Raw genomic sequence first — 13,094 nt, forward strand, 5'->3', positions numbered from 1 at the left:
GAATTTGATATAGCTCTTGAAATGACGAAGCTTGCGCTTCATTCAAAAATTGTAAAACTTATTTTTGCCTCATCGTTCAGTTTTCAAAGTTCGTCTGCCGCTCTTAGCGACTCATTTATAATAGCATCTGCTTTTCCGTTCGTCAACTATAAAAATAAAATATTTTAAAATAATGGGAAACAGCATGTTTCGTTCTCGAACACTATATAGAAGAAACACGCTGACCCGTTATTGAAACGCAATGATTCGTACTTCCTCTAGCCGAGTTAAATCATACGTTTCTTGATCTTGTTCAGCAATGACAATCGGTTGTTCGACACGAGGCGTATAGTGTTGAATGATACCACGGACACCGCTACTAAGTACGACATTTCGTCCGACTTCAAAAAAACCGAGTAACGTCGCCAATAGCGTTAACGCTTCTTCATCATACGCTTCATTTTGCCACATATAGAAATATGCTTCTTCCGGTGTCAGCGCCTGACGGAACGTGCGCGGTGCCGTCAATTGGCAAAAACGATCCGCCACGATAAACAGTGGCGATGCCGGATGGAGTTCACGTTCTTCTAGCCGATGCGGAAATCCCGATCCATCTAACCGTTCATGGTGTTCAATTATTAATTTTGCGACACGCTGACGCAACGTCTCATCCTTTGGTAGCATCGAAGCCGAGACGAGTGGGTGTTGATAGAGCAGTTCACGTTCCATTTTCGTGAAATAACGCATATGCGACCATTTACGAATTTTTGCGTAACTCGCATCCGCAAAATAAGACGCAACCCCATAATCGAACTGCAGACGATGTTCATCGCCGCGATACTTCGATAACGATTTCGCAATTAACGCTCGATAAATAGCGTGATGGATCACATGGTTTTTGCGGAGCGGCTGATCGGTAAAGAAAGCGACGACCGCAGAGAGCGGATAATCGTTACGAAACAATTGATGCACGAACTCTAGCGCTTCATACGGGTTTGGTGCAATGCGTTCTTCCCATTGATTATAGTGTCGTTCATATTGAAGAATCTTCGCACAGACTTCTTGTTCTTCCTCATGCGTGAACCGGCGACGTTCAACCGGCGCGACTTCGATCGCATCAACTTTCAAGAAGCGTAACAACCGCAAATGCTCATTCGTTAATTTGAGGCCTGCCTCAAGCGAAGAGACAGACGCCAACAACGTCATCCCGACGTGAACGTTCGAAATGGCCAATCGCATGCTCATTCCTCCCCTTTATATAAAAAAGGTCGAACGGAAGCTCCGTTCGACCTTTTCGCCTTACTCGGTTTCTTCAGACGATGGGTCGATTTCCGGTGCTTCACCAACAAATCCATTCTCCATGTCGACTGCCGATTCCTCTTCTAGCTCGTCTTTTTTCAATTTCGCGATGGTCGCCAAGCGGTCCCCATCTTCGATATTCATCACTTTGACACCGCGCGTGCTGCGCCCCATTTGGGAAATCGTCTGTGAGTCGATTCGAATCGCAACACCGAGCTCGGTCATGAGCATGATGTCATCGTCTTCATCGACGACACGCATTCCGACGACAGTGCCGCGGTCCGTCTTGATTCCGATAATCCCGGAACCGCCCCGTCCCTGTGTGCGGAACTGTTCCATCGGTGTCCGTTTGCCATATCCTTTTTCTGTGATGATTAAAACGTCTTGTGTCGTCCGTACGATTTCCATCGACACAACTTGATCATCTTCTTTCTTAAGACGGATCGCACGTACACCGCGAGCCGTCCGGCCCATCGAACGAACTTCACCTTCAATCGGGAAGCGAATCGACATTCCTTCACGTGTCACGATTAACATTTCATCATCGCTCTTCGCGAGACGGACCGTGACGAGTTCATCTGTCTCGTTCAAGCTGATGGCGCGAAGTCCGTTCTTATTGATGCGGGCATACGCCGAGAGCGGCGATCGTTTGATGAGACCTTGCTTCGTGATGAAGACGAGCGACAATTGCTCATCTGCCACTTCCGCATCCGCATCATCCACGACTTCTTCCTTAACGCCTTGTTCAGCCAAGTAGCTGTTGAAGTCGACCGGAATCATCGTCTCGACTTTCTCGCCTTTATCTACTTGAATCAAGTTGATAATCGGCATCCCTTTCGCCGTCCGGCTCATTTCAGGAATCTCATATCCTTTCAGACGGAAGACGCGACCGAAGTTCGTGAAGAAGAGAATCGTATCGTGCGTCGAAGCGGAAAGGAGGCGTAAGACGAAGTCTTCGTCATTCGTTCCCATCCCTTGCTTCCCACGGCCACCACGACGTTGGGTCCGGTATGAATCCGTCGGAATCGATTTGATATATCCTTCACTCGTGAGCGTGATCATCATGTCACGCACCGGGATTAAGTCCTCGTCTTCAAGCTCGACGATATCGGTACGGATGACCGTACGTCGTGCATCGCCATAACGCTCTTTGATTTCAGTTAATTCGTTGCGGATGATCTCAAGCAAGAGCTCTTCATCGCCGAGAATGGCACGAAGTTCTTCAATCAACGCTTGAACTTCACGATACTCGCCTTCGATTTTCTCGCGCTCGAGTCCCGTCAAACGTTGGAGACGCATATCGAGAATCGCTTGCGTCTGTTCAATCGAAAGGCCGAAGCGTGCAATCAACTTCTCACGCGCTTCGTCTCCGGTACGCGTGCTACGGATGAGTGCGATGACTTCGTCGAGATGATCGAGCGCGACGCGAAGTCCTTCGAGAATATGCGCCCGGGCCTCTGCCTTGTCGAGGTCGAACTGGGTCCGGCGACGGACGACTTCTTTTTGGTGCTCGATATAATGATAAATCGCCTGCTTGATGTTGAGTGTCTTCGGGCGTCCTCCGACAAGGGCGAGCATGTTGACACCGAACGTCGTCTGCATCGGCGTCTGTTTGTACAAGTTGTTCAAAATGACACTCGCGTTCGCATCGCGCCGTACTTCGATGACGACACGCATCCCGTTGCGGTCCGACTCATCTCGAAGATCCGTGATGCCTTCGATTTTCTTATCGCGCACCAAATCGGCAATCTTCTCGACCAAGCGGGCTTTGTTCACTTGATAAGGAATCTCGTGGACGAGAATGCGTTCCCGTCCATTTTTCAACACTTCAATCTCGGCTTTCGCACGCATCGTAATCGAGCCGCGACCCGTCTCATAGGCACGGCGAATCCCGCTCCGACCTAAAATTTCACCGGCTGTCGGGAAGTCAGGTCCTGGGATATGCTGCATGAGCTCTGCGATCGTAATGTCCGGGTTATGTGTAAGCGCGAGCACGCCATCAATCACTTCGTTCAAGTTGTGGGGTGGTACGTTCGTCGCCATCCCGACGGCGATTCCGCTCGTCCCGTTGACGAGGAAGTTCGGGAAACGTGCCGGTAAGACGACCGGTTCTTTCTCTTCCCCATCAAAGTTTGCTTGGTAATCGATTGTGTTTTTGCCGATATCACGTACGAGTTCCATCGCAATCTTCGACATCCGGGCTTCCGTGTAACGCATTGCAGCCGCGGAGTCACCATCGACCGAACCGAAGTTACCGTGACCGTCGACAAGCTCATAACGATAGCTGAAGTCTTGCGCCATACGAACCATCGTCTCATAGACGGCCGAATCACCGTGCGGGTGATACTTACCGATGACGTCACCGACAACACGAGCCGACTTCTTATGTGGCTTATCTGCACGGATACCGAGCTCGTTCATCGCATAAAGAATCCGACGGTGAACCGGCTTCAAGCCGTCTCGTACGTCTGGAAGGGCACGTGACACGATAACGCTCATCGCATAGTCCATGAATGACGTACGCATCTCTTGGCTAATATTTATATCCTTGATATTTTCATGTTCTGCCATTCGTTATTGCCTACCCTTCTGTTTAAATATCGAGGTTTTTCACGTAATGCGCATGTGACTGGATGAAGTCGCGACGCGGTTCGACATTGTCGCCCATGAGCGTCTCAAAGATTTCATCTGCCTCGATGGCGTCTTGAAGGTCGACCCGAAGCATCGAACGCGACTCTGGATTCATCGTCGTGCTCCATAACTGCTCAGGATCCATCTCCCCGAGACCTTTGTAACGTTGTACGCTATATCGTGCATTCTCAGGAAGGCGTTTAATCGCTTCCTGTAATTCACGGTCGTTTTGGACGTAGACGATCTCTTTCCCATGCTTCACACCATAGAGCGGTGGCTGGGCGATATAGACGTAGCCACTCTCGATGAGCGGACGCATATACCGATAGAAGAACGTCAAAAGGAGTGTCCGGATGTGGGCACCATCGACGTCGGCATCGGTCATGATGATGAGTTTATGGTAACGGGCTTTCCCTAAATCGAATTCTTCTGCGATTCCAGTGCCGAGCGCCGTGATGATTGTCCGGACTTCTTGGTTCGCCAAGATTTTATCGAGTCGTGCTTTCTCGACGTTGATGATTTTACCGCGAATCGGCAAAATTGCTTGGAAGTGACGGTCGCGACCAGACTTCGCCGATCCACCGGCCGAATCCCCCTCAACGATGTACAGTTCAGACTTCGACGCGTCTTTTGACGAACAGTCGGCCAATTTCCCTGGCAATGAACTGACTTCGAGGATGCCTTTCCGGCGTGTCATCTCACGGGCGCGTTTCGCCGCGAGACGGGCGCGGGCTGCCATCAAGCCTTTATCGACAATCAATCGACCGATCGACGGGTTTTCAAGCAAGAACTGCTCGAACGTGTCCGTGAAAAGTGAGTCTGTGGCTGTACGCGCATCCGCGTTACCAAGTTTCGTCTTCGTCTGTCCTTCGAACTGTGGTGACGGGTGTTTGACCGACACGATTGCGGTCAATCCTTCACGTACGTCATCGCCTGACAAACTGCCGTCGGCTTCTTTCATCAAACCGAAGCGTTTCGCGTAATCGTTAATCGAACGTGTGAGCGCCGTCTTGAAGCCCGTCTCGTGCGTCCCGCCTTCGTGTGTCGGGATGTTGTTCGTGAACGAATAGATGTTGCTGGCGAAGCCTTCGTTGTACTGGAGCGCGATTTCGACTTCGATGCCGTCTTTCGTTCCATGCACGTAGACCGGCTCCTCGTGAATCGACGCTTTCGAGCGGTTCAAGTGTTCAACGTACGACTTGATTCCACCCTCATAGTGATAGTTCCGTTCCATCAATTCGTCGCCACGGTCGTCCTTGGCGATAATGCGCAAACCTTTATTCAAGAAGGCAAGTTCACGGAGGCGCGTCGCGAGTAAGTCGAAATCGTACTCGAGCGTCTCTTGGAAGATATCGCCGTCTGGGAAGAAGCGGACGGTCGTTCCCGTCGTATCTGTCGTGCCGACGATTTCAAGTTCGCCTTGAGGCACACCACGTTTGAACGATTGATAGTAGACGTTTCCGTTACGACGGACGAATACTTCGAGCTTCGTTGACAAGGCGTTGACGACAGACGCACCAACACCGTGCAGACCACCCGATACTTTATAACCGCCACCGCCGAACTTACCACCGGCGTGAAGTACTGTGAAGATGACTTCGACGGCCGGGCGTCCTGTTTTCTTTTGGATATCGACCGGGATGCCTCGTCCATTGTCTTCGACGACGATCGAGTTTCCTGGTTCGACTGTCACGGTGATCGTGTCACAATGACCGGCGAGCGCTTCGTCAATCGAGTTATCGACGATTTCCCACACTAAGTGGTGAAGACCGCGCGAACTCGTCGAACCGATATACATCCCCGGGCGTTTACGGACAGCCTCTAAACCTTCAAGTACTTGAATCTGATCGGCACCGTAGTCTTGCATTTGTTTTTCGTTTTCGTTACTCATCGGTTTTGTTCACCTACTATACATGAATTGGTGTTCGTCTTAATTGTGCTTCATACAGAATCCGATTCGACTTCGCCTTGTTTCACGTGAAACACTTTAGCTTGTTGAATCGTCTCATGGGCAATGCCATCAATATTGGTCGTCGTCAGGATGGTTTGAACTTTTTTGCCCATCGTGTCGAGCAGATGGGTTTGGCGATGATCATCGAGTTCTGACAAGACGTCGTCTAACAATAAGAGCGGGTATTCCCCGACCTCTTCGTGAATCAATTCAATCTCCGCTAACTTGAGTGACAAGGCCGCAGTGCGTTGCTGACCTTGTGAACCGAACGTTTGGACGTTTCGATCGTTCACGAACAGTTCGAAATCATCACGATGTGGACCGAATAGCGTCACACCGCGTCTTCGTTCGTTCTCTCTTATTTTATCAAACTTTTGACGATACGTTTCAAACATCTGTTCTTTCGGGTAACGTTCTTTTTGGAACGTGTCCGAGACGTATTGAATCGTCAACGTCTCCATGTCCCGCGTGATACCCGCGTGAATCGGTCCGGCCCATTTTTCGAGTTGGTCGATGAAGTGATGCCGTCTTGAAACGATTTTCACAGCGACTTCAATCAACTGATCGGTCAGGACTTCAAGTAGCGTCTCGTCCCCGCCTTTTATCGACAGTTGCTTCAAGAGGGCGTTCCGTTGCTTCAGCGTCTTCAAGTATTGATTTAAATCGTGCAAGTAAATCGGGCTCACTTGTCCGATTTCCATATCTAAAAATCGTCTCCGTCCTTGAGGACTGCCTTTGACGATCGCGAGATCTTCCGGGGCAAACAAGACGACGTTGAACGCACCGACGTAATCGCTTAAGCGTCGTTGCTCAAGATGGTTCAGTTTCGCCTTCTTCCCTTTTGCGGAGAACGTGAGCGATTGAACCGTCTCACCGGTCCGCTTATGAATTCGTCCTTCGATGAGCGCAGCGTCGGACTCCCAGCCAATCAACTCACGATCTTGTGTCGTCCGATGGGATTTAGCCAGCGCAAGTACGTAAATCGATTCGAGCAGATTTGTTTTCCCTTGGGCGTTCTCCCCGATTAGAACGTTCGTCTGTTCTGAAAAGTCGAGCTCAAGGGCTTCGTAGTTGCGGTAGTTTTGCAATCGGATCGACATTAAACGCACGTTAGTTGCCCTCGATTTGGAAATCTCCGAAGCCTTCGACTTCAATCTTGTCGCCATCGCGTAGTTTACGGCCTCGACGTTGGTCTACTTCCCCGTTCACTTTGATTTGAACGTCTTCCAAGAAAAACTTCGCTTGACCTCCGCTCGAGATGATATCTGCTAATTTCAAAAATTGTCCGAGTGTCACATACTCGGTTGTAATCGACACTTTATTCATGTCGTCACTCCCTTTCCTTCATACTAATTACAAAAAATCGCCATACTTATTAGTTTATCGAAAAACGTCGAATAAGGCAAAAAACGGGGATGACAAGGCACACGACCTTATCATCCCCTTACCTGTTCGTCCCGCTTACGAAGTCCGAACCGGCAAAATCAACTGGAGCACACTATCTTGTTCGACCGGACGCAAGATGAACGGACGCATCGAACCCGTGAATTGAATCTCAATCTCTGAAGCGTCGAGGGCGCGGAGGGCATCCATGACAAATTTCGAGTTGAACGAAATCTTCAGTTCTTCCCCTTCGAGCGACAAGATGCTGACGCGCTCCGATACTTTTCCGACTTCTGGCGAATGCGAACTTACTTCAACCGTCGTCGCTTCTTCGGCGACGAACTTGATGACGTTATTCCGATCGGCACGGGCCAACAGTGAAGCACGGTCAATCGCTTGAAGGAAGTCTTTTGCATTCATCCGGACCGCTGTCCGGTATTCTTCCGGAATCAAGCGTGACGTGTCCGGATAGGCCCCATCGAGGAGACGTGAGAAGAAGGAGATGTTCTTCATGCGGAACAAGATTTGCTGATCCGTCAAAACGATTTCGATTGGCAACTCTTCACGATCGAGCAATTTCGCGAGTTCGTTGAGCGAGCGGCCCGGGACGACGACGTTTTGGAACGTCAAGTCGTTATCTGTCTCGAAACGAGCACGGCGAAGCGCCAAACGATGGCTGTCAGTCGCGACACATGTGAGGAACCCTTTTTCAGCCGAGAAGTTCACGCCAGTCAAAACGGGCCGTGTCTCTTGTGACGACACGGCGAAACTCGTCTGACGAATAATCGTCTTCAAGAGATCCGCTGGAAGATAGAAGCGACGGTCACTCGCGAGTTCAGGGAGACGTGGGTACTCGTCTGGGTCAAGACCATTCAAATGGAACTCGGCTTGGCCTGATTCGATCCGCGTCATGAAGTTCGGTGACACTTCGAGCGTCACTTCATTCGTTGGCAATTTCTTGACGATCTCACCGAGGAATCGAGCGTTCAAGACGACGCTACCTGCGCGTTTGATTTGAATGAGTTCAATCCCACCCTCTTCTACAGGAATCAATCGTTCAATCGAAATCTCTGTATCACTTCCAGTCAACGTTAACCCATCTGCATGCGCTTCAAGTTTCAATCCCGTAAGAATCGGAATCGTCGTTCGAGAAGCGACTGCTTTTGATACGTCTTGTACGGCTTGCATGAATACATCGCGTTGAATCGTTAAATGCATGTGGATAATTCCTCCTAAGTGAAATGAGTCAAAGTCATGATTCATAGTAATTATAATAGTATTAATTAAGTCATAATAGTAATAAGGGCTGTGGATACTGGGGATAAGTGCCTTCAACCACTCGTGTTAAGCCATTTTGCCTGTGAATAACTTGTGGATAACTAAGGTGGTTTATCCACAGGATATCCACAAGAAAAAACATCTTGTTTACGACAAGGCTTTCTTTAACGTTTGAATCGTCTCTTGCATCTCAGGATCATTCTTCAACAACGTGCTGATTTTCTCATGGGCATGGATGACCGTCGTATGATCGCGTCCCCCAAACTCTTCCCCAATCTTTGGCAAAGAACTCTCCGTCATCTCCCGTGATAAATACATCGCGATTTGGCGCGGGAAAGCGAGCGTCTTCGTCCGTTTCTTCGCTTTTAGCTCGTCGACTTCTATATTAAAGTGACGTCCGACGATCTCTTGGATGTCTCGGATGACAACCTTTCTCGCTTCTTGGACCGGCATGATGTTGTGAAGCGCCTCAGCGGCCACATCCGGATCAATCGGACGACCGACGAGTTTCGCGTAAGCGACGACTCGAGTCAACGCCCCTTCGAGCTCACGAATGTTCGTATCGATTTGATTGGCGATATACAACATGACGTCGTTCGAGATATCGAGCTCTTCCGCCGTCGCCTTTTTACGCAGGATAGCGATTCGCGTTTCCAAGTCGGGTGGCGTGATGTCCGTAATGAGTCCCCACTCGAAACGTGAGCGCAAACGATCCTCAAGCGTCGGGATTTCCTTCGGTGGACGGTCACTCGAGATAACGATTTGTTTCTGATCGTTGTGGAGCGCGTTGAACGTGTGAAAAAACTCTTCCTGCGTCTGTTCTTTACCGGCCAAGAACTGAATGTCATCGATTAAGAGGACGTCGATATTCCGGTAACGGTTGCGGAACTCTTCCGTCTTGTTATCCCGAATCGAGTTGATGAACTCGTTCGTGAACTTCTCAGAAGATACGTAAGCGATACGGGCCCCGGGCTTCTGCCCTTTCACATAATGCCCAATCGCATGCATGAGGTGGGTCTTGCCTAACCCGACACCCCCGTAAATGAAGAGCGGGTTGTATGCTCGTGCCGGTGCTTCCGCGACGGCAAGCGACGCAGCATGGGCAAACCGGTTTCCTGAACCGATGACGAACGTCTCGAAGACGTATTTGTCGTTCAGTTGACCGAGACTTGCCTCCTCTTTTGATTGAACTGGAATCGGTTGCTCTTTCGTTTCCGTGACCGCGATCGTCTCTTTTACCCGTCCGTCCGCAGGTGCATACTTGTGTGCTTGTGACTCTTCAATAAAATGAATCTCAAGTTGACTGTTCGTCACTTCTTCAATCGTATCTTGCAAGAGCGACAAGTATTGGCGCTCAAGCCACGTCACGATGAAGCTAGCTGGCGCCGAGACGACGAGCGTCGTCCCCATCAAAGATATGCCTTCGGTCGATTTCAACCACATATCGAAACTTGCTTTCGGTGTTCGTTCCTCTTCTTCAATCAACGACAACACGTTTCTCCAAATCTCTTGAGCATTGTTCAATGAAAGACCTCCTTTACCGGTTATGTAGGCGAAACTTATTCACACGATATACACAATCACTATTCTATAGTAGATACTAGGATTATCCACAGAGAACAAAAACTGTGGATAAAGTTATCCACACGGTGTTCATGTTGGGGATAACAGTTATCCACAGTCTGTGTATATCTTGTTTTGCCTAAAAGTTCATCCACAAGTTTGTGCACATTCAGTTTATCAAAATAAAATAGACGTGGCAACGCTTTTCGGTATTTATCCACAGATAAGAAAAACAATCCACAGGCAGTTATCCACATGCTGTGTATAGTGTGGATAAACTGTGGATATGTTGTGGATAACGAGCGATAGAGAATGAGAAATGAAAAAAGTTATACACAAAAGAGGAAGCGGCAAAAGTAGAGAAAGTTTTTGTAAGAGAGGAAAACGAAAATATTAAAATCAACGCGTTTATTTTGTTGAAAAAAGAGGAGTTATTCACATATAGGTGTGGATAACTAATAAAGAATGTGGATAAAATGGCTTCGTTGGGCTATTTGTAAAGAAGACACCCATAATCGTGTTAACGTTTCGTCAATCTTTCCTTCCTTTGTGGATGCAAACCATTGGAAGGACCACCACAATCGTCCAAATCGGATGATCGGTCTTCGTTGTCTTCCTTTCCCACGAAAACCTCAGGAAAATGGATTGACATTCAGAGTAACAGTTTATATAATCTTAAAGACTGCCTTAAATGAAACTATAACTTGCTAATAGAGCGTTAACCTTGAGGAGGTGCTTAACCATGAAACCAACGTTTAACCCGAACAACCGTAAGCGTAAAAAAGTTCACGGATTCCGTGCGCGTATGGCGACGAAAAACGGCCGCAACATTCTTGCAGCTCGCCGTCGTAAAGGCCGCAAAGCCTTGACTGTCTAATGTAAACTCACAAGATTGCCTGAGGATCTCTCCTCGGGCAATCTTTTTTTTGTCACAATCGCATTGAAAACGTTGATTCGCCCTCGTTGAATCGAAAGGGATATGGTATGATGTTAGTTGACGATTTTTGAACCGAAGGATGGAGTGAGAATTTTGAAAAAAGAATACCGTTTGCAAAAGAATGAAGAGTTCCAAGCGGTGTTTCGCGAAGGACACTCCGTGGCCAATCGTCAGTTTGTCGTCTACACGCTCAAAGCGGATCAAGCGCATTTTCGAGTTGGTCTTTCCGTCAGCAAGAAGTTAGGAAACGCTGTGGAACGAAACCGGATGAAACGACTCATGCGTGAATCGCTTCGCTTGCTTGAACCGAACGTCGCCCCTCATCAATATGTCATCATCGCGCGGAAACCGGCGACGACGCTCACGCAAGATGAAGTGACGGAGAGCTTGAAGCATGTGTTTAAACGTGCGAAAGTTTGGAAATCAAGATAAGCCGACCGCTCATGACAATTCGGACTTGTTCTTTCATATATAACGCGAACGAATCAGGATTGACCGATAGACGTGGGATGAAGCAAAAAAGAATCGATACAGAAAGTGTAGGAGGAACTATGAGCAAACAGCTAAAATTAGGATTGTTAGCCGTTATGACCGGTGCCATTTTATTGATGGCCGGTTGTGTCGACCCTTCGACGATCCAAGGAGAGCCGATCACGGCTGAGACAGAAGGCTTTTGGGCGAAATACTTTGTTTGGCCACTTGCCTGGTTATTGAAAGAAGTAGCGTACTTGATTGGCGGGACATGGCAGTACGGTTACTCGATTATCGTTGCGACGATCATCGTCCGTCTGTTGATTTTACCGCTCATGATCAAACAAACGAAGAGCATGGGTGCGATGCAAGTATTGCAACCGGAAATGTTGAAGCTTCGTGAGAAGTACAGCTCAAAAGACCAAGAGACACAGCGTAAACTGCAAGAAGAAATGATGAAAATGTATCAAGAGTACCAAATCAACCCGCTCGCAGGTTGTTTGCCAATCTTGATTCAAATGCCGATTCTTTTCGCTTTCTATGACGCGATTCGTCGGACGCCTGAAATCTTCGAAGCCCGTTTCCTCTGGTTCGACCTTGGGGCACCAGACCCGACGTTCATCTTGCCGATCTTAGCGGCTGTATTGACATACGCCCAACAAAAAATCTCGATGGCCGGTCAAGAACAGAACCCGCAGTTGAAAATGATGCTCTACATCTTCCCGGTCATGATCTTCGTCATGTCGATCACCCTTCCGGCCGCGCTCTCGATGTACTGGGTCGTTGGTTACATCATCTCGATTATCGTGACGATGGCCATCATGCTCCCGATGCGTGAGAAGATGAAGGTTCAAGCGGAAGCGAAGATTGCGGCGAAAGAAGCAGAACGTGCCGCCCTCGCGGAAGAAGAAAAGAAGAACAAAAAGAAAAAACGTAAATAATATGCCAGACTGCGAATCGTGAATTCGCAGTCTTTTTTGTTTATGACGTAAGTTTGAGCAAAGGCGGGAATAGAAGAGAGAAAGGGTGTTGATAGCTGAAGAAAGGAGTCTTTCCTATGGAGACGTTAATTAAGCGGTTGGAGCGTTCGACGCTCGTCCAGGCAGCGGTTTATGTGCTCGTCGGCCTATTCATTTTATGGAATCCGCGTTTCTTCTTTGACATCATCGTCTATTTGGTAGCTGGCTATTTTGCTATTCTCGGACTTTGGGCCATCGTGCAAGGGATGCGCCATCGTCGCGACGGCTTGCCTCCATCCTTTTTTATGGGCATCGTTTATTTGGTGATGGCGCTCATCGTCTTCTTTTTCGCAGAAGTGCTCGCGAGCCTACTCCCAATCTTTATCGGTTTACTGTTTTTGTTCGGAGGCATCATCCGACTCGTTCAGGCGTTTGGCTATCGCCGTGTGATGGCGAACCGGTGGATGTACTTTCTAGTGACGAGTATATTATGGATCGGGATCGGACTTCTCCTATTGACGAACCCGTTCAGTAGCCTGCTCGTCTTGTTCCAATTGTTCGGCGGCTTCTTGATTGCCGTAGGGATGATGGAGCTCGTCTTGTATTTCACGCTGCGCCGATCGAGACGCCAAGTCGTATAAAG

At 48.7% G+C, this 13,094-nt stretch carries 11 protein-coding genes; 4 read left to right on the plus strand and 7 right to left on the minus strand.

The window, feature by feature from the left end:
• Positions 1–228 precede the first annotated feature (228 nt).
• From KNP76_RS10015 to dnaA, 7 genes are all read right to left on the minus strand, one after another.
• Positions 229–1,218, minus strand: a complete 990-nt coding sequence (locus tag KNP76_RS10015; protein WP_034817060.1) for an HD-GYP domain-containing protein — start codon at positions 1,216–1,218, stop codon at positions 229–231.
• Between the two features lie 60 nt (positions 1,219–1,278).
• The gene (gene gyrA, locus KNP76_RS10020) at positions 1,279–3,849 is read right to left on the minus strand and encodes a DNA gyrase subunit A (protein ID WP_214844443.1); all 2,571 of its coding nucleotides are present in this window, start codon (positions 3,847–3,849) and stop codon (positions 1,279–1,281) included.
• A 22-nt stretch (positions 3,850–3,871) separates the two neighbouring features.
• Positions 3,872–5,800, minus strand: coding sequence for a DNA topoisomerase (ATP-hydrolyzing) subunit B (gene gyrB, locus KNP76_RS10025; protein ID WP_214844444.1), 1,929 nt, complete (start codon positions 5,798–5,800; stop codon positions 3,872–3,874).
• Positions 5,801–5,850: 50 nt separating this feature from the next.
• On the minus strand, positions 5,851–6,969 hold the full coding sequence (gene recF / locus KNP76_RS10030) for a DNA replication/repair protein RecF (RefSeq protein WP_034806185.1): 1,119 nt from the start codon (positions 6,967–6,969) through the stop codon (positions 5,851–5,853).
• Position 6,970: 1 nt separating this feature from the next.
• Complete coding sequence (gene yaaA, locus KNP76_RS10035; protein WP_024371095.1) at positions 6,971–7,186, minus strand: S4 domain-containing protein YaaA; 216 nt, start codon at positions 7,184–7,186, stop codon at positions 6,971–6,973.
• 135 nt (positions 7,187–7,321) lie between these two features.
• Positions 7,322–8,461, minus strand: a complete 1,140-nt coding sequence (dnaN, locus tag KNP76_RS10040) for a DNA polymerase III subunit beta (protein WP_034806188.1) — start codon at positions 8,459–8,461, stop codon at positions 7,322–7,324.
• A gap of 207 nt (positions 8,462–8,668) precedes the next feature.
• Positions 8,669–10,045 (minus strand): chromosomal replication initiator protein DnaA, encoded by a 1,377-nt coding sequence (dnaA, locus tag KNP76_RS10045; RefSeq protein ID WP_214844445.1) that lies wholly within the window; start codon positions 10,043–10,045, stop codon positions 8,669–8,671.
• Positions 10,046–10,826: 781 nt separating this feature from the next.
• Between dnaA and rpmH the strand changes: the two genes are divergently transcribed.
• The 4 genes from rpmH (at position 10,827) to KNP76_RS10065 (ending at position 13,092) form a co-directional block, all read left to right on the plus strand.
• Positions 10,827–10,961 carry a 50S ribosomal protein L34 gene (gene rpmH / locus KNP76_RS10050; protein WP_015880216.1) on the plus strand — a complete coding sequence of 45 codons (135 nt, stop codon included), beginning with the start codon at positions 10,827–10,829 and terminating at the stop codon, positions 10,959–10,961.
• 153 nt (positions 10,962–11,114) lie between these two features.
• Positions 11,115–11,453: a ribonuclease P protein component gene (rnpA, locus tag KNP76_RS10055; RefSeq protein ID WP_034806193.1), complete on the plus strand. Its 339-nt coding sequence runs from the start codon at positions 11,115–11,117 to the stop codon at positions 11,451–11,453.
• 119 nt (positions 11,454–11,572) lie between these two features.
• Positions 11,573–12,433, plus strand: coding sequence for a membrane protein insertase YidC (gene yidC / locus KNP76_RS10060; protein ID WP_034806195.1), 861 nt, complete (start codon positions 11,573–11,575; stop codon positions 12,431–12,433).
• A 116-nt stretch (positions 12,434–12,549) separates the two neighbouring features.
• Positions 12,550–13,092 carry an HdeD family acid-resistance protein gene (locus tag KNP76_RS10065; protein ID WP_214844446.1) on the plus strand — a complete coding sequence of 181 codons (543 nt, stop codon included), beginning with the start codon at positions 12,550–12,552 and terminating at the stop codon, positions 13,090–13,092.
• Positions 13,093–13,094: the final 2 nt, after the last annotated feature.

It is taken from the genome of Exiguobacterium sp. s150, from assembly GCF_018618435.1.
GTDB lineage: Bacteria > Bacillota > Bacilli > Exiguobacteriales > Exiguobacteriaceae > Exiguobacterium > Exiguobacterium alkaliphilum.